Source organism: Serinicoccus sp. CNJ-927, from assembly GCF_001942435.1.
GTDB lineage: Bacteria > Actinomycetota > Actinomycetes > Actinomycetales > Dermatophilaceae > Ornithinicoccus > Ornithinicoccus marinus.
Window position 1 is genome coordinate 220058 of record NZ_MKKF01000022.1, and the last position, 15543, is coordinate 235600.

Sequence of the window (15543 nt, forward strand, 5' to 3'; positions counted from 1 at the left end):
GGGTTCTGTGCGTCTGCGCCCGCTCAGGAGACGTCCTCCTCCTCGCCCTCGGACGTCTCGTCCGGCTGCTCCTTGGAGTCCTGCGCCTCGGCGGCCTCGTCCGACCCCGACGCCCGCAGCTTCTTGTCCAGCTCCTCCACCTTGGCCTCGATGTCCCCGTTGCCCGGGGGCAGCGGCTCCTCGGCCAGCATGGGCTCGTCGGTGCGGCCTCGGGGCTCCTCGCCCGGGGTGATGCTCATCGTGCACGACCTCCTCGATCCAGGGAAGGTCAGCCTGCCACCCCGCACCGCCGAGCACCACCGCGAGTGCCCGGTCCACGGATTAGGAGCCGCCCACGGCGATCCGTTAGAGTTGGCGTTCGCCAGCGCCCGTAGCTCAACGGATAGAGCATCTGACTACGGATCAGAAGGTTAGGGGTTCGAATCCCTTCGGGCGCGCTCTGGTCGAGACAGATGGACGAAGGCCCCCACCGGCTGCGGTGGGGGCCTTCGCCATGTCCGTGGCTCAGCCCTCGACCGGCTCCACCCCGAGCTCGCGCAGCATCCCGCTCACCCGAGACCGGATCTCGTCGCGGATCGGCCGGACCGCCTCGACGCCTCGCCCGGCCGGGTCCGCCAGCGCCCAGTCCTCGTAGCGCTTGCCGGGGAAGATCGGGCAGGCGTCGCCGCAGCCCATGGTGACGACGACGTCGGAGGCCTGGACCGCCTCGGCGGTGAGCACCTTCGGGGTCTGCGCCGAGATGTCGATCCCCTCCTCTAGCAGCGCCTCCAGGACCGCGGGGTTGACCTCGTCCGCCGGCGCGGAGCCGGCCGAACGGACCTCGACCGCGCCACGGGACAGGTGGTGGGTGTAGGCCGCGGCCATCTGGGAGCGGCCGGCGTTGTGGACGCAGACGTAGAGGACGGACGGACGACTGTCGGTGGTCTCGGTCATGCTGATCTCCTCGGGGTGCGGATCTCGACGGGAGGGTGAGTCAGGGTGGTCGGACGACGTGGGTACGGGGCTGCGCTCTGGTCAGCCCAGGATCTGGCGCAGCAAGGTCGTCACCCGCCCCTGGATGTCGTCGCGGATCTCGCGGTGGTTTGGGGTATGCCGTGCCGAGGCTGATCCCGCGCTCGGCCAGGACGTCGACGACGAGGGGGTTGATCTCGCCCGTCGGTGCGGAGTCGGCGGACCGCGCGTGCACGCGACGGGCCGACAGATGCTCGGCCCAGGCGGCGGCCATTCATCCTGCTGCCTCTGCGGTGGATGTGGGCTCGTCGGGAACGGCGATGGGCGTGGACTCCCGCGGGGTGGGGAAGAGGGCGAGGACGGCCGCCACACCGATCGCGGCGCCGACGACCTGGGCCAGGACGAAGCCAGGCGCGGAGGCCGGGGCGATCCCGGCGAAGGTGTCGGAGAAGATGCGACCGATGGTGACCGCCGGGTTCGCGAAGGAGGTGGAGCTGGTGAACCAGTAGGCGGCGCCGATGTAGGCGCCGACCGCGGGGGCGACGACGGCCTCGCGGCCCGCTCGCAGCAACCCGAAGATGAGCCCCACCAGCCCGGCGGTCGCGACGACCTCGGCGAGCAGGTGCGGACCGGTCGCCCGCTCGGTCGTCGACAGCGCCGTCGGGACGGCGAACATGAGGTTGGCGAGCACGCATCCCGCGATGCCGCCGACGACCTGGGTGACCGCGTACGCCATACCCTCTGTCGCGGTCGGACCGGATCCGTCCCGGCGCCCGAAGAACCACGCGGCGAGCGTCACCACCGGGTTGAAGTGGGCGCCGGACACCGGGCCCAGGACGAGGATGAGGACCGAGAGCCCGAGGACGGTCGCGGTGGAGTTCTGCAGCAGCTGGAGCCCGACGTCGTCGGGGGAGAGCTGCTGGGCCATGATCCCGGAGCCGACGACGGTGGTGACGAGCAGTGCGGTGCCGATGCCCTCGGCGAGGAGGCGTCGGGGGAGAGGAGGGGTGGTCACGACTGCATCTTGACGGACCTTGATTGCTCAGTCAAGATTGAGGCAATGAACATTGAGCAAAGTGCCGAGCTGGAGCGTCGGGTGCGACGGCACGCGGCGCTGGCGGACGCCACCCGGCTGCGGATCGTCGACGCGCTGGCACTCTCCGACCGTGCGGTCTCGGCTCTCGGCAGGGGTCTCGGCCTCTCGTCCAACCTGCTCGCGCACCACCTCAGGGTGCTCGAGGACGCCGGGCTGGTGCGCCGTCACCGCTCGGAGGGCGACGGCCGCCGGACCTACGTCTCGCTCGTCGGGGGGCCGCCGGGAGAGGCGCCTGCCGCGCCGGACCTCGGCACAGCCGAGCGCGTGGTCTTCGTGTGCACCGCCAACACGGCCCGCTCGCATCTCGCCGCGGCGCTGTGGCGCGCGGCCAGCACCGTGGACACGGTGTCGGCCGGGACGCACCCGGGGGAGCGCATCGCGCCGGGTGCGCTCGCCGCCGCGCGACGGCACGACCTGGAGCTGCCGGAGGTCGAGCCGCGGCAGGTCGACGGGCTGCTGACGCCGGGCGACCTCGTCGTCACCGTGTGCGACCGGGCGCACGAGGAGCTCGGCGGCGCGGACGCCGTCCACTGGTCCGTGCCGGACCCGGTGCAGGTGGGCACGGCGCGCGCCTTCGACGAGGCCCACGACGACCTCGCGGCCCGGGTCGCTGCCCTCGTCCCCGCGCTCACCTCGGCGCCCGGGCAACCTGAGCAGAGAAGTCAGCCCGAGACGCTGGTTATTGCGTTGCCCCGGCTCGACAACTTTGCTCAGGTTCTACCCGGGGCGCGGGGCCGGCGCCAGTCACCCTCGGGCACCGCGGCCGCGCGGTATGCCGTCCGCCCACCTCAGCGGATGGGTGAGGGCGGCTCCTCGCCGGCCAGCACGGCGACGGCGTTGTCCGCGGCGAGCGTGGCCATCGCGGTGCGCGTCTCGATCGTGGCGGAGCCCAGGTGGGGCACGAGCACGGCGTTCTCGCAGTCCAGGAGGCCGGGGTGCACGTCCGGCTCGTCCTCGAAGACGTCCAGCCCGGCACCGGCGATCTGCCCGCTGCGCAGGGCCTCGACCAGCGCGGCCTCGTCGATGACCGGCCCGCGGGCGGTGTTGACGAGGTATGCCGTCGGCTTCATCGCGGCGAGCTGGTCGTGGCTGATCAGGTGGTGGGTGGCGGGGGAGTAGGGGCAGTGCAGGCTCAGCACGTCCGACTCGGCGAGCAGCGTGTCCATGTCGACGCGGTGGGCGCCGAGCTCGAGCTCCAGCTCGCGCGCGGCCTGCGAGCGAGAGGAGTAGATGACGTTCATCCCGAAGGCACGCGCCCTGCGTGCGACCGCAGCCCCGATCCCCCCGAGGCCGACGACGCCCAACGTCTTGCGCTGCAGCCCGGAGCCGAGGAGGTAGAACATGCCCCACTGCCACGGGGTGCCGCTGCGGATGATCCGCTCGCCCTCACCCAGGCGCCGCGTCGCCATGAGGATCAGCCCCATCGCGATGTCGGCCGTCGCCTCGGTGAGCACCCCCGGGGTGTTGGTCGCGACGACGCCGCGCTCCCGGCATACCTCGACGTCGACGTTGTTGTAGCCCACCGCGACGTTGGCGACGACCTGCAACTGGTCCCCGGCGGCGTCGAGCAGCTCGGCGTCGACCTTCTCGGTCAGCAGCGTGAGCAGCGCGTCGGCGCCCTGCACGTGCTCCAGCACCGACTCCCGTGGCTGCGTGTCCTCGCCCTCCCAGGCGTCGACCTCGTGGCCGGCGCGGCGCAGGATGTCCAGTCCCGGCTTGGGGATCCTCCCGGTGACGACGACCCGGCTCACGCGTGGCTCCCGACCCAGTCGCGCAGCCCGCCGAGGCCGCGCCGGATCTTGTCCTCGGACAGCCCGGAGTAGGCGAACCGGATGTAGCTACGGTCCTCGCCCGGCTGCGGCCGGCCGAAGTGGTTGCGGGTGCAGAAGCTCACGCCGGTCGCGTGCAGCGCCTGCTGCGCGAAGTCCGCGAGCCCGTCCGCCCCGACGATCTGGATCGCCTCGGTCACATCGGGGAAGAGGTAGAACGTCGAGCGCGGCGTCTCCACCGACATACCGGGCGTGCCGTTGACGATCTCGCACGCGGCGTCCCGTCGCCCGCGCAACGTGTCGAGCATGTCGGCGACCGGCTGCTGCGTGCCCTGGAGCGCCGCGATCCCGGCCCACTGGACGTAGTGGGTGGTGCACGACTCGTCGTTGGTGTTCATGGTCGAGAAGACCTTCCCGAGCTCGGTCGGGGCGACCGCGCACCCGAGCCGCGATCCGGTCATCGCGAACTTCTTGGAGAAGGTGTAGAGGATGCAGGTGCGCTCGGCCATCCCCGGCAGGCTCGCGATCGAGGTCGAGTCGCCCTCGTAGCGCATCTCGAAGTAGGCCTCGTCGGAGAGCACCCAGAGGTCGTGCTCCTGGGCGAGCGCGGCGACCGCCTCCCGCTCGGCGTCGGTGGACTCCGCGGAGATCGGGTTCTGCAGGTCGTTGTAGATGATGGCGACGGTCCGTTCGGTGATGGCGTCGCGCACCTGGTCCAGGTCGATGCGGAAGCCGTCGTCGGTCGGGAGGTAGCGGTAGGACCGGGCGACGCCGCCGAGGTACTCGATCTGGGACTCGTAGATCGGGAAGCCCGGGTTGGGGTAGAGCACCTCGTCGCCCGGGTTCATCACCGCCTGGAGGAACTTGGTGATCACCGGTTTGCCGCCGGTCATCACGGTGACGTCCTCGGGGGCGAAGGTCATGCCGCGGCGGGAGCCGATGTCGTCGGCGAGGGCCGTCCGCAGCTCCGGTATGCCCGGTCCCGGGCAGTAGCCGGTCCTCCCGTCCGCGATCGCGGCGTTCATCGCCTCGACGATGTGGTCGGCCAGCGGGAAGTCGAGGTCGCCGAGGTGGAAGGGGAAGACCTCGTGGCCCTGCGCCTTCCAGTCGGCGGCCGCCGCCGCGACCGCGAACGCGGTCTCGGTGCCGAGGTTGTCCAGTCTGCTCGCGAGCCGCATACCCCACGTCCTTGTGTCGAGTGTCGAGTGCCGAGTCGTGCCCGCCGGGCGGAGAGCGGCGGCGGGCTGGACCACGGTACCGCGCGTCCGCTGGTGAAACGGAGGCCCACGTTGCACACTGTGCCCTGACGCTGCGTCAACGGGGTGCGGCAGGAGGGTGGACACATGAGCCAGCAACCACAGGTCCAGGTGGGCGAGCGCGACTACTACCTCGGTAAGGCCATCCTGCTCGCGTCCGTCGCGGCGCTCGGCGGCTTCCTCTTCGGCTTCGACACCGCCGTCATCAACGGCGCGGTCAACGCGATGCGCAACGACTTCGGGATGGGGGCCGGGCTGACCGGTTTCGTCGTCAGCTCGGCACTGCTCGGCTGCATGGTCGGCGCCTACGTCGCCGGTCGCCTGGCGGAGCGGATGGGGCGCATCCGCGTGATGATGCTCGCCTCGGCGCTGTTCACCCTCTCGGCGATCGGCTCCGGCTTCGCCTTCGGGCCGGTGGACATGATCCTGTGGCGCGTGATCGGCGGCATCGGCGTCGGGATGGCCTCGGTCATCGCGCCGGCCTACATCGCCGAGATCGCGCCGGCCTCGATCCGTGGTCGGCTCGGCTCGCTGCAGCAGCTCGCCATCGTCGTCGGCATCTTCATCGCGCTGCTCTCCGACTACTTCCTCGCGGGGGTCGCCGGCGGGTCTGCCGAGGCGCTCTGGGGCAGCACCGCGTGGCGCTGGATGTTCTGGGCCGAGATCATCCCGGCCCTGGCCTACGGCGTCCTCGCCACGACCATCCCCGAGTCGCCGCGCTACCTGGTGACCCTCGGCAAGCTGGACGAGGCCCGCGAGGTGCTGGGGCGCGTGATGCTGCGGGGCATACCGGAGCGGATCAAGGAGATCCAGCGCACCGTGCGCCGCGACGCCAAGGCCTCGCTGTCCGACCTGGTGAAGTCCGGCGGCGGGCTGCTGCCGATCGTCTGGATCGGCATCGGGCTGTCGGTCTTCCAGCAGTTCGTCGGGATCAACGTCATCTTCTACTACTCCTCGACGCTGTGGCAGGCGGTCGGCTTCACCGAGGAGGACGCGCTCACCCAGACCGTCATCACCTCGGTGACCAACATCGTCGTGACCATCGTCGCGATCGCGCTCATCGACAAGATCGGGCGGCGGGTGCTGCTCATGATCGGCTCGGCCGGCATGTTCCTCACGCTCGGCACGATGGCGTGGATCTTCGCCAACGCGCCGATCGTGGACGGGTCCCCGCAGCTCGGGGACAGCACCGGCCTGGTGGCGCTCATCGCGGCCAACGGCTTCGTGGTCTTCTTCGGTATGTCGTGGGGCCCGGGCGTCTGGGTGCTGCTGGGCGAGATGTTCAACAACAGGATCCGGGCCACGGCGCTGGGTGTCGCGGCGGCGGCCCAGTGGCTGGCCAACTTCGCCATCTCCACGAGCTTCCCGCGCATGGCCGAGCTGGGCCTGGGCTTCGCCTACGGCTTCTACACCCTGTTCGCGCTGCTGAGCTTCTTCTTCGTCCTGAAGTTCGTCCCCGAGACCAACGGGCGCGAGCTGGAGGACATGGACTGAGCGCGGGGCCGGTCAGCGGGTCGCGGGACCGACTCCTACGCAGAAGGTGTTCCTCGGGTGTGATGCATCTCCGTCGCGGAACACGTTCTGCGTGGGTGTTGGGCCGAGCGAGTTGTCCACACGACAGGCGGGTCGGGTCCGGCGTCCACAGATCTCTCCGCGGCCGTGGCGGCCGCCGGACGGCGGGCGCAGGCTCGTCGGTATGGACGAGCTCGCACGCCTCACTGGCTTCCTCGCCGCGCACGAAGGCGTCATCACCGCCCAGGAGGCACGCCGCCTCGGCGTAGGCCCCAACGGACTCCGGTCCCTCGTCACCCGACGTGTGCTCCGACGGGTGGGGCGCGGCGCCTATGCCGAGCCGTCCCACGACCGCCTGATCGAGGCGCGCCGTACTGTCCTCGCGCTGTGCCGCGCGCGCCCGAGCGTGGCGGCGAGCCACCAGAGCGGTGCCCTGCTGTGGCGGCTCCCGGTGCTCACCAGCGCGCTGACCCGAGTGCACCTCACCCGTACCTCGGGGACCGCGGCCACCCGGAGTCATCCAGGTCTCACGCTGCACGCCTGCCCCGGTCGACAGGACGCCTTCGGGCTCGTAGGCGGGCACCCCGTGGTGACCCCAGCCCTGGCGGTCGTCGGCACGGCGTTGGAGGCTGGCTCCGATGCCGGGGTCTGCGTCGCCGACGCCGCGCTGCGGCTGGATCTCGCGACCGTCGAGGAGATGTCAGGCTGGGTGGACCGTCTGCGGCGCACCCCGCACCTTTCGGTGGCCCGGCACGTCGTCGCGAGCGCTAGCCCGACGGCGGAGTCGGCTGCCGAGTCCAAGGCCAGGCTGCGGCTGCTGTCGCTGGGCTACCGGGTGATCCCGCAGGTCGTCCTCCGCGAGCAGGACGGTGCCTTCGTCGCCCGGGTCGATTTCCTGTTGCCCGATCTCGGGGTGGTCGTCGAGGTCGACGGCGCGCTCAAGTACGACGGTGCGGGGGGCCGGGCCGCCCTCGTCCGCGAGAAGCGCCGCGAGGACGACATCCGGCGGCTGGGTTATGGAATGGCCCGACTCGTGTGGGCCGACCTGGACGACCTGGCCCGGATCCGCGCGGTCGTGGAGCTGGCCGCGCGCAGCGTGCAGCGCCCGCCGGGGCGGATGGCGGGCGTCGTGGACGCGCACCGGCGCCGCACCGGGGCCACGTGGGACGGGCTGCTGCTCCACTCCTACGCAGAAGGTGTTCCTCGGGCGTGATGCATCACGCCCGAGGAACACCTTCTGCGTAGAAGTGACGGGCGAAAGTCAGCGGGCAGGAGCGATGCCGTCGAGGACCGCCACGACGGCGGCCCAGGCGTCCGAGCCGACCTCGATGAGGTCGAAGTGAGCGCCGGTGACCTCGACCAGCTCGGCGTCGGCCCCGGCCTCACGGGCCGCGGCGACGTAGCGCTCTGACTGGCTGATCGGGACCTGCTCGTCGTCCGGTGCGTGCAGGGCCCGGACGGGCGCGTCGAGCGGCAGCATGCGCTGCGGGTCGACGACGTCGTAGAGCGGGTCGTCGGGGGTGGCGGAGAGCAGGTCTCCAACCGCACCCCCGCCGAGCCGGTCCTGGTATGCCGCCGTGAGGTCGAGCACCCCGGCCTGCGACACCACGTGGGTCACCTGGACCCGCCCGGACCACTGCCCGGTCTGCAGCCGGCCTGCGGCCCAGGTCGCGAGGTGCCCACCCGCTGAGTGCCCCAGCGTGATGACCGGCCCCTCACCGTCCGCGAGCTCGACGGCGGCGTGGATGTCGTCGAAGGTCTGCGGGAAGCCCCCGCCGTCCCCGACGCGGCGGTACTCCACGTTGAGCGTCGTCCAGCCCCGCGCGGTCAGGTCCTCCGCGAGCGGGGTGCCGAGGTCGGCAGCATACGCGGCCCGCCAGAAACCTCCGTGGATGACGACGACCGTGCCCCGGCTCGCACCCGAGGGGACCCGGCGCTCCACCCACTGGGACGGGTGGTCGCCGTAGCTGATCCGCTCGGTGGCCGACCCGGCGCCCGCCTCTGTGACAGGCTCGCTGCTCATCCCGCTCTCCTCGCTGCCCTGCTCGGCAGGCGGCCCGGTCGCGCTCCTCCGCCCGTCATCCGGGCCACCACCCTCGTCAGGCCCCTCGTCCGCCCTTGAGCAGGCCGCGAGGGCACCGGCCCCCGCGAGCGCCAGCAGCGCCCGTCGCCGCAGGCGCACCGTACGGGGCATACCCAGGCGGTCTCAGACCTCGTCGGCGGTGGTCGCCGAGGGATCCCACTTGAGGATGCCGTCGACGTTCCAGCCACGGTCCTTGACCGCCTCCCGGGCCTGCGCCTTGACGGGCCCGGTGAGCTTGTCGACGTAGAGGTAGCCGTCGAGGTGGTCGGTCTCGTGCTGCAGGCAGCGCGCGAGCAGTCCCTCGCCCTCGACGACGATCTCCTGGCCGTCGAGGTCGGTGCCGGTGACCCGGGCCCGCGGGTGCCGGGCGAGCGGGAACCACTCGCCGGGCACGGACAGGCAGCCCTCGCCGTCGTCCTCCTCGTCCAGCGGCCCTGGCGTCCCGAGCCGCTCCAGCGTCGGGTTGACGATGACGCCCCGGGCGTTGTCGGCGCCGGGCACCGGGCAGTCGTAGACGAAGAGCCGCAGCCGGACCCCGACCTGGTTCGCCGCCAGGCCGACCCCCTCGGCGGCGGCCATGGTGTCGAACATGTCGTCGACGAGGGTGCGCACCTCGTCGGTGATCTCCCGCACCTTCTTGGTCGGCGCGTGCAGGGCCTTGTGGCCGATGACGGTGATGGGTCGGACTGCCATGGGAGCAGAGTCTAGGTATGCCCCGGGCCTGCCCGTTAGCCTGCCCGTCATGAACTGGATCGAGATCGTCGGCTGGGTCGGCTCGGCCATCCTGGTGGTGTCGCTGCTGCAGACGCGGGTGCTGCGGCTGCGCTGGATCAATCTCGTGGGGTGCGTCGTGCTCATCGGCTACAACGCCGCCGTCGGCGTGTGGCCGATGGTGGGGCTCAACGTCGTGCTGGCGGTCATCAACATCGTCTACCTGTGGCGGATGCTGCGGACCCGGCACGACGCGGCGAGCTACACCGTGCTCGAGGTGGAGCCGGACGACACCTACCTCGGTCACGTGCTCACGGTCCACGCTGACGACATCGCCGAGCACAACCCGGGCTTCGTCCACGACCCGGAGGCACAGCGCTCGGCCTTCCTCGTGCTCCGCGGTGACGAGACCGTGGGCGTCGTGCTGGCGCGGGACGCGGGTCAGGGCACCGCCGAGGTCGTCCTGGACTGGGTCACGCCGAGCCACCGCGACTTCTCGCCGGGCGAGTTCGTCTACCGCCGGTCCGGTCTGTTCGCGCGACGCGGCTTCAGCCGGGTGCTCTCGCCGGCGGGGATGCAGCACCCCTACTACGAGCGGATCGGCTTCCGCCCGACCGAGGACAGGTGGGTGCTCGACGTCCCGCAGCCGGCCTGACTCCGACGGCGTCGGCCGCTGCCGGTCAGCGCAGCGGGGTGGGGTCCGGGTCGACGGCCACGCGGCGTCGGGTCGCGGCACGGCCGCCCCGAGCCTCGTCGTCCACCCAGTCCCAGTCCCGGGGGAGGTCGCGACGGTCGACCGCCTCCCACCGGCTGCTGGTGCCGCGCGACCGGGTGATGCTCGACCGGGGCCCCGTCGGGTCGTCGGCCTGGCCACGGGCATACCGCTCCTCCGGCTCCTCCCAGGCCTCCTCGTCCTCACCCGGGTCGCGGACGTCGCGGCCGAAGATGGTCTCGCACATCGCCTGGTACTTCTCGTCCGGCTCCGGGATGTAGTCGATGTGGCTGAGCGCCTGGTCCTGGCCCGCGGACTCCATGACGAAGCGGCCGTAGCCGAGCAGGCGCCCGAGGATCGTCCGGTCGTAGCTCATGTCGGTGACCTTGACCAGCGGCATCATCGCGACCCGCTGCGTGATGAGGCCGTAGGTCTTGAGCAGCCGGCGGTCGGTCGCGATGAACCACTCGCAGCGCCACTCCAGCACCTGCCAGCCGGCCCAGGCGCACACGACCGCCAGCACGCACAGCGCGAACCCGATAGCGGCGGGGTCGGTCACCGCAGCCGCGACCCACAGGGTGAGGAAGAGCGCGATGAGCACCGCCGCGGCGGGGCGCACGAGCTTGGCCCAGTGCCAGCGGGTGGAGACGACGACCTGCTCGTCGGCCAGCAGGTAGCGCTTGGCGACGCGCCGGCTGACCTGCGGCGGGGCGGCAGGCATGGCGTGGCCTCGGGCGTCAGGTCCCCATCAGCTGGTTGAAGAACCGGCCGATGTTGAGGAAGCCTGACTGATGATGTCCCACACGGCGCGCACGATGTCGGCGGCGCGGTCGGGGTTGGTGATCACCGCGTAGATGAGGAAGCCCCACACCAGCCAGTGCAGGACCTTCTTGACCGTGGACGGCATGTCAGGTGCCTCTCGCTGGACGGTGGGCGCAGGTCTGGTGACAGTGTGGCAGATGTGACGGGGTATGCCGATCCAGCCCCGCTCGCGAGCGTGTCGCCACTCCCAGCCCCCACCGGGCGTCGTGAGTGGTTGCTCTGGTCCCCACCGGGCGTCGCGAGTGGTTGCTCGGACCTAGCCGGCCGGCGCCAGCAGGGTGTCCACCACTGCGTCGAGGTGCCGCTGCAGCCGCTGCTCGTCGTGGGCCGGGAGCAGGCCGGTCCGGATGAGCTGCAGGTGACCGAGGTAGGCGGCATAGGCGAGGACGGCTCGGTCCCGCGCCTGCTCCGCGCCGAAGCCCAGCTCGCCGTAGACGCCGGCGACGTAGTCGACGCGGCGCTCGGTCACCCGCTGCAGTGCCGGCGCCACCCGCTCGTCGTCGGATAGCGCGAGCAGTGGCAGCTCCACCTGGTCCACGGCGGCGTGCCCGACGATCGCTTCGAAGAGCCGACGCAGCCGCGCCGCCGGGTCGCGTTCGCCGGAGCCGGCGTCCACCTCGGCGATGACGTCGACGGTGTGCTCCCGCTCCCACAGCGCGAGTGCGGCGTCGATGAGCTCGTCACGACTGCCGAAGTGCCAGTAGAAGCTGCCCTTGGTCACGCCCAGCTCGCGCGCCAGGGCCTCGACCGCCACCGCCGCCGTGCCTCCGCGACCGAGCGCCACGAGCGCCGCGCGCGCCCAGGCGTCCTGGTCGAGGCGGGGTGAGGTAGAGGTAGTCGGCGACACGCTCCATACGCTAGCGTATGGAGCGCACCATACGGTGCCGTACGGAAAGGTCGTCATGCGCAAGGTGCACCAACGGCGGATCGCCGCCCCCGCGGCCCGGATTGGCCCCCTCCTCGACCGACTCGGCGGGCCGGACGACCCGCTCTGGCCCGCACCCGCCTGGGTTCCGATGCGGCTGGACCGCCGGCTCGCGGTGGGATCGCAGGGCGGTCACGGCGAGGTGCGCTACCACGTGGTGGAGCACGAGCCGGGTGAGCGGGTCCGGTTCCGATTCGAGCCCGAGGTCGGACTCGACGGCTGGCACGAGCTGCGGATCGAGCCTGCGGGCGCCGGCTGGTGTGTCGTGACCCACGAGATCCAGGCTCGGCCGCGCGGGGTCGTGCGGCTGCTCTGGCCGGCGGCGGTCCGCTGGATGCACGACGCGGTCGTGGAGGACCTGCTCGACAACGCCGAGCTGATCGGCACCGGTGAGGTATGCCGTCCGGCCCGGTGGGCGCCCCACGTGCGCCTTCTGCGGAGGGCCTTCGAGCGCTCGGTGCGCGAGGTGCCGGTGCCCGCCGGCGCCGCGCTGCTCGCGGAGGTCGGGGCGGGACGGGAGTGGCCGTTGGCCGATGCCTGGCAGGCGCCCCTGCCCGAGCACGTGACCGACGACCCGCGCGCCTGGCACCGCGCGATCTTTCGCACCGTGCCTGCGTGGGTCGGGGTGGCGCTGGTGCTGCGGAACGCGCTGGTCCCCGTGCTCGGGATCGACCAGGGAGACGCGTCCTCCTTCGACATCGCTGCGGCCGACGAGCGCGAGGTGCTGGTGAGCACCCCGGAGCGGCACCTCGACTTCCACGCCTCGATCCTGGTGGAGGAGCGCTCGGTCACGCTGAGCACGCTGGCGCGCCCCCACAACGCCGCCGGCCGGCTCTATCTCACGGTGGTCCGGCGGATCCATCCGGTGGTCGTCAGTACGATGCTGCGTCGCGCGCTCGCCGACCTCGCCGACCTCGCACCGTCAGCGGGGGAGCGGGAGGTGGCGCGGCGGCATACCTCCCCGGCGTAGGAGCAAGCATCCACGACGCCCGGTGGGGCTGGGGGCAACCATTCGCGGCGCCCGGTGGGGCTGGGGCAACCATTCACGACGCCCGGTGGGTCAGGGGGGCGAGGCCAGCAGCGGCGAGGCGGCCATCCGGTCCAACGCCTCGTCCACCTCGGCGGTCGACCCCGCGAAGCTCAGCCGCACCTTGCGGCGCCCCTCGGCCGTGTCGAAGTCCACCCCGGGAGTCAGCGCCACGCCGCAGTCGTCCAGCAGGTCCCGGCACCAGGTGACCGAGTCCTGCGTGAGGTGCCCGATGTCGCACCACGCGTAGAACGCACCGTCGGGCGGGGCGTAGTCGCGCAGGCCGATCTCGGGCAGGCGGCGCAGCAGCAGGTCGCGGTTCGCGGCATACCGCTCGCGGTGCCCGTCGAGCTCCCCCCGCGCGCCCTCGCCGAGCGCCGCGGCCGCTGCGTGCTGGCCGATCGCGGGCGGGCAGATGGTGAGGTTGCCGGTGAGCACCTCCAGCGGTCGCCGCAGCGCCGGGGGAGCGAGCAGCCAGCCGACCCGCCAGCCGGTCATGGAGAAATACTTGCTCACCGACCCGACGACCACCCCGGCGCGTGAGGTCGCCCACGCGCTCGTGGTCGGTCGCCCGTAGCTGAGCCCGTGGTAGATCTCGTCGCTCACCAGCAGCGTCCCGTGCTCCTCGCACCACGCGGCCAGCTCGCGCAGCACGTCGGGGCCGACGACCGTGCCCGTCGGGTTGGCGGGGGAGGCCACGATCAGCCCCGCGGGCGGCGCGGGCAGCGCCTCGAGCATCTCGACGGTCGGCTGGAAGCGGGTGTCCGGCCCGCAGTCGAGCTCGACCACCTCGCAGCCCAGCGCGGCCAGGCTGTTGCGGTATGCCGGGTAGCCGGGCCGGGTCATCGCCACCTGGTCGCCCACGTCGAAGGCGGCGAGGAAGAGCGCGGTGAAGGCGCCCGAGCTACCGGGGAAGACGACGACGTCGTCCGGCGAGACCTCGACCCCGGCGGCGTCCTGGTGGTGCCGGGCGATCGCCTCGCGCAGCGGGAGGATGCCGCTGGACTCGGTGTAGCCCAGCACGTCGGAGTCCAGGGCCCGGATCGCGGCCTCCCGGGCCACGGCGGGGGCGGGGGTCGAGGGCTGCCCGGCGCAGAGCATGAGGACGTCGCCGTGGCTGCGCTGCCGGGCCGCCGCGGCCTTGAGCACCTCCATGACGTGGAACGGCTCGACGGCCGACCGCGCCGAGACGCGGGCCCGCGAGGACCGGTCGGAAGGCATACCTCAGACGACGCCGTAGAGGCGGTCGCCCGCGTCACCGAGGCCGGGCACGATGTAGCCCTGCTCGTTGAGCCGCTCGTCGATCGCGCCGGTGACCAGCGTGATCGGCGGCTCGACGTCGGCGAGCCCGGCCTGGACCTTCTCGATCCCCTCGGGGGCGGAGAGCAGGGTGATCGCGGTGATGTCGTCGGCGCCGCGCTCGGCGAGGTAACGGATCGCCGCGATCAGGGTGCCGCCGGTCGCGAGCATCGGGTCGAGCACGTAGCACTGCCGCTTGTCGAGGTCGTCCGGGAGCCGGTTGGCGTAGGTGTGCGCCTCCAGCGTCTCCTCGTTGCGGACCATCCCGAGGAAGCCGACCTCCGCCGTCGGCAGCATGCGCATCATCCCGTCGAGCATGCCCAGGCCCGCGCGCAGGATGGGGACGACCAGCGGCTTGGGCGTCGCCAGGTGGATGCCGGTCGTCGCGGCGACCGGGGTCTCGATCTGGAACGGCGAGACCCGCACCTCCCGGGTCGCCTCGTAGGCCAGCAGCGTGACGAGCTCGTCGGCCAGCCGGCGGAAGGTCGGGGTGTCGGTCCGCTTGTCGCGCAGGTAGGTCAGCTTGTGGGCGATGAGCGGGTGGTCGGCGAGGTGGACGCGCATACGCCAGACTCTAGGACGTGACCCACGCGCCCGACACCTCGCCCGGCGGCCCCGCCGGCGCCTCTTGGGGACTCGACCGGTATGCCGCGTGGGTGCGTCTCGCGATCGCCGAGGCGCAGCGTGTCGACACCTCGGGTGACGTCCCGATCGGTGCCCTCGTCGTCGACGCGACGGGGGAGGTCGTCGGGCGGGGGCACAACGTCCGGGAGGCGGAGCACGACCCGACCGGGCACGCGGAGGTGGTCGCGCTGCGCGAGGCCGGACGCACCCTCGGGTCATGGCGGCTGGACGGGTGCTCGCTGGTCGTCACGCTGGAACCGTGCGCGATGTGCGCCGGGGCGGCTCTGCTGGCCCGCGTCGACCGGGTCGTCTTCGGCGCCTGGGACGACAAGGCGGGGGCCTGCGGATCGGTGTGGGACCTCCCCCGGGACCGGAGGGCGCTGCACCGCGCCGAGGTCGTCGGGGGCGTGCTGGAGGACGAGTGCGCCGGCCTCCTGACCGGCTTCTTCGAGAGCCGGCGCTGACGCTCAGGATTTTGGGCGGGCCCCTGCCCGTCAGGTAGCCTCATCGGTGGTGGCGTGTCCGAGCGGCCTAAGGAGCACGCCTCGAAAGCGTGTGAGGGCGCAAGTCCTCCGTGGGTTCAAATCCCACCGCCACCGCCCAGGGGCTCGGCGCAAAGTCGGAGCCCTGATTACGGAAACTCTCGCCAGCAGATCGCGGCGGGAGTTTCCGTGCTGTCGGGGGTGTTTCGGGGGCCGATCGGGGACTTCGCGACGTCCCGGAGCGATCCAGGGCGCCCGTGGCGTGTGCAGAACC

The 15543-nt window shown here is 72.0% G+C and carries 17 protein-coding genes, 2 tRNA genes and 1 pseudogene; 8 read left to right on the forward strand and 12 right to left on the reverse strand.

Going from position 1 to position 15543, the window contains the following annotated elements:
- Nucleotides 1-23 precede the first annotated feature (23 nt).
- Complete coding sequence (locus BJF86_RS08495) at nt 24-239, reverse strand: hypothetical protein (RefSeq protein ID WP_075810927.1); 216 nt, start codon at nt 237-239, stop codon at nt 24-26.
- Nucleotides 240-364: 125 nt separating this feature from the next.
- On the opposite strand from BJF86_RS08495, the gene BJF86_RS08500 reads away from it, so the two are divergent.
- Nucleotides 365-437, forward strand: a tRNA-Arg gene (locus tag BJF86_RS08500).
- Between the two features lie 67 nt (nt 438-504).
- Here BJF86_RS08500 and BJF86_RS08505 read toward each other — a convergent pair.
- Complete coding sequence (locus BJF86_RS08505) at nt 505-933, reverse strand: arsenate reductase ArsC (protein ID WP_075810928.1); 429 nt, start codon at nt 931-933, stop codon at nt 505-507.
- Between the two features lie 292 nt (nt 934-1225).
- Nucleotides 1226-1966, reverse strand: a complete 741-nt coding sequence (locus BJF86_RS08510; RefSeq protein ID WP_143553763.1) for an aquaporin — start codon at nt 1964-1966, stop codon at nt 1226-1228.
- Nucleotides 1967-2011: 45 nt separating this feature from the next.
- Between BJF86_RS08510 and BJF86_RS16960 the strand changes: the two are divergent.
- A pseudogene (locus BJF86_RS16960) lies at nt 2012-2605 on the forward strand (helix-turn-helix domain-containing protein); the annotation flags it as partial.
- Nucleotides 2606-2835: 230 nt separating this feature from the next.
- Here the strand turns inward: BJF86_RS16960 and BJF86_RS08520 are convergent.
- Both BJF86_RS08520 and BJF86_RS08525 read right to left on the reverse strand, forming a co-directional pair.
- Entirely contained in the window at nt 2836-3798 is a 963-nt protein-coding gene (locus BJF86_RS08520; protein WP_022926008.1) for a 2-hydroxyacid dehydrogenase, read from the reverse strand.
- Nucleotides 3795-4994 carry a pyridoxal phosphate-dependent aminotransferase gene (locus tag BJF86_RS08525; RefSeq protein WP_075818112.1) on the reverse strand — a complete coding sequence of 400 codons (1200 nt, stop codon included), beginning with the start codon at nt 4992-4994 and terminating at the stop codon, nt 3795-3797. The genes BJF86_RS08520 and BJF86_RS08525 overlap by 4 nt, the downstream gene beginning before the upstream one ends.
- 165 nt (nt 4995-5159) lie before the next feature.
- Between BJF86_RS08525 and BJF86_RS08530 the strand changes: the two genes are divergently transcribed.
- Both BJF86_RS08530 and BJF86_RS08535 read left to right on the forward strand, forming a co-directional pair.
- Entirely contained in the window at nt 5160-6566 is a 1407-nt protein-coding gene (locus BJF86_RS08530; protein WP_075810933.1) for a sugar porter family MFS transporter, read from the forward strand.
- A gap of 202 nt (nt 6567-6768) precedes the next feature.
- Nucleotides 6769-7797 (forward strand): type IV toxin-antitoxin system AbiEi family antitoxin domain-containing protein, encoded by a 1029-nt coding sequence (locus BJF86_RS08535; RefSeq protein WP_075818117.1) that lies wholly within the window; start codon nt 6769-6771, stop codon nt 7795-7797.
- 48 nt (nt 7798-7845) lie between these two features.
- On the opposite strand, the gene BJF86_RS08540 is transcribed toward BJF86_RS08535, so the two are convergent.
- Together BJF86_RS08540 and def are read right to left on the reverse strand one after the other, a co-directional pair.
- Entirely contained in the window at nt 7846-8778 is a 933-nt protein-coding gene (locus tag BJF86_RS08540; RefSeq protein ID WP_083652851.1) for an alpha/beta hydrolase family protein, read from the reverse strand.
- A gap of 12 nt (nt 8779-8790) precedes the next feature.
- Nucleotides 8791-9360, reverse strand: coding sequence for a peptide deformylase (gene def, locus BJF86_RS08545; RefSeq protein ID WP_075818119.1), 570 nt, complete (start codon nt 9358-9360; stop codon nt 8791-8793).
- Between the two features lie 49 nt (nt 9361-9409).
- Here def and BJF86_RS08550 point away from each other — a divergent pair, with 49 nt between their 5' ends.
- Nucleotides 9410-10033 (forward strand): YgjV family protein, encoded by a 624-nt coding sequence (locus BJF86_RS08550; protein WP_075818121.1) that lies wholly within the window; start codon nt 9410-9412, stop codon nt 10031-10033.
- A 25-nt stretch (nt 10034-10058) separates the two neighbouring features.
- On the opposite strand, the gene BJF86_RS08555 is transcribed toward BJF86_RS08550, so the two are convergent.
- From BJF86_RS08555 to BJF86_RS08560, 3 genes are all read right to left on the reverse strand, one after another.
- Nucleotides 10059-10811, reverse strand: coding sequence for a PH domain-containing protein (locus BJF86_RS08555; RefSeq protein ID WP_075818123.1), 753 nt, complete (start codon nt 10809-10811; stop codon nt 10059-10061).
- A gap of 27 nt (nt 10812-10838) precedes the next feature.
- Nucleotides 10839-10997, reverse strand: a complete 159-nt coding sequence (locus BJF86_RS18170; RefSeq protein ID WP_187345605.1) for a hypothetical protein — start codon at nt 10995-10997, stop codon at nt 10839-10841.
- Nucleotides 10998-11168: 171 nt separating this feature from the next.
- Complete coding sequence (locus BJF86_RS08560; protein ID WP_075818125.1) at nt 11169-11759, reverse strand: TetR/AcrR family transcriptional regulator; 591 nt, start codon at nt 11757-11759, stop codon at nt 11169-11171.
- Between the two features lie 34 nt (nt 11760-11793).
- Between BJF86_RS08560 and BJF86_RS08565 the strand changes: the two genes are divergently transcribed.
- Nucleotides 11794-12807 carry a DUF2867 domain-containing protein gene (locus BJF86_RS08565; protein WP_237768141.1) on the forward strand — a complete coding sequence of 338 codons (1014 nt, stop codon included), beginning with the start codon at nt 11794-11796 and terminating at the stop codon, nt 12805-12807.
- Between the two features lie 90 nt (nt 12808-12897).
- On the opposite strand, the gene BJF86_RS08570 is transcribed toward BJF86_RS08565, so the two are convergent.
- Together BJF86_RS08570 and upp are read right to left on the reverse strand one after the other, a co-directional pair.
- Nucleotides 12898-14085, reverse strand: a complete 1188-nt coding sequence (locus BJF86_RS08570; protein WP_075818129.1) for a pyridoxal phosphate-dependent aminotransferase — start codon at nt 14083-14085, stop codon at nt 12898-12900.
- 3 nt (nt 14086-14088) lie between these two features.
- Nucleotides 14089-14727: a uracil phosphoribosyltransferase gene (gene upp / locus BJF86_RS08575; RefSeq protein WP_022925998.1), complete on the reverse strand. Its 639-nt coding sequence runs from the start codon at nt 14725-14727 to the stop codon at nt 14089-14091.
- A gap of 17 nt (nt 14728-14744) precedes the next feature.
- On the opposite strand from upp, the gene BJF86_RS08580 reads away from it, so the two are divergent.
- On the forward strand, nt 14745-15251 hold the full coding sequence (locus BJF86_RS08580) for a nucleoside deaminase (protein ID WP_083652856.1): 507 nt from the start codon (nt 14745-14747) through the stop codon (nt 15249-15251).
- 48 nt (nt 15252-15299) lie between these two features.
- Nucleotides 15300-15386 (forward strand) — tRNA-Ser (locus BJF86_RS08585).
- The last annotated feature ends 157 nt before the right edge of the window (nt 15387-15543 follow it).

Coding starts and splice junctions, on each gene's coding strand:
- BJF86_RS08570 (WP_075818129.1), bottom strand. CDS start 14,085: ATGCCTTCCGACCGGTCCTCGCGGGCCCGCGTCTCGGCGCGGTCGGCC.
- BJF86_RS08550 (WP_075818121.1), top strand. CDS start 9,410: ATGAACTGGATCGAGATCGTCGGCTGGGTCGGCTCGGCCATCCTGGTG.
- BJF86_RS08535 (WP_075818117.1), top strand. CDS start 6,769: ATGGACGAGCTCGCACGCCTCACTGGCTTCCTCGCCGCGCACGAAGGC.
- BJF86_RS08530 (WP_075810933.1), top strand. CDS start 5,160: ATGAGCCAGCAACCACAGGTCCAGGTGGGCGAGCGCGACTACTACCTC.
- BJF86_RS08495 (WP_075810927.1), bottom strand. CDS start 239: ATGAGCATCACCCCGGGCGAGGAGCCCCGAGGCCGCACCGACGAGCCC.
- def (WP_075818119.1), bottom strand. CDS start 9,360: ATGGCAGTCCGACCCATCACCGTCATCGGCCACAAGGCCCTGCACGCG.
- BJF86_RS08540 (WP_083652851.1), bottom strand. CDS start 8,778: ATGCCCCGTACGGTGCGCCTGCGGCGACGGGCGCTGCTGGCGCTCGCG.
- BJF86_RS18170 (WP_187345605.1), bottom strand. CDS start 10,997: ATGCCGTCCACGGTCAAGAAGGTCCTGCACTGGCTGGTGTGGGGCTTC.
- upp (WP_022925998.1), bottom strand. CDS start 14,727: ATGCGCGTCCACCTCGCCGACCACCCGCTCATCGCCCACAAGCTGACC.
- BJF86_RS08555 (WP_075818123.1), bottom strand. CDS start 10,811: ATGCCTGCCGCCCCGCCGCAGGTCAGCCGGCGCGTCGCCAAGCGCTAC.
- BJF86_RS08525 (WP_075818112.1), bottom strand. CDS start 4,994: ATGCGGCTCGCGAGCAGACTGGACAACCTCGGCACCGAGACCGCGTTC.
- BJF86_RS08505 (WP_075810928.1), bottom strand. CDS start 933: ATGACCGAGACCACCGACAGTCGTCCGTCCGTCCTCTACGTCTGCGTC.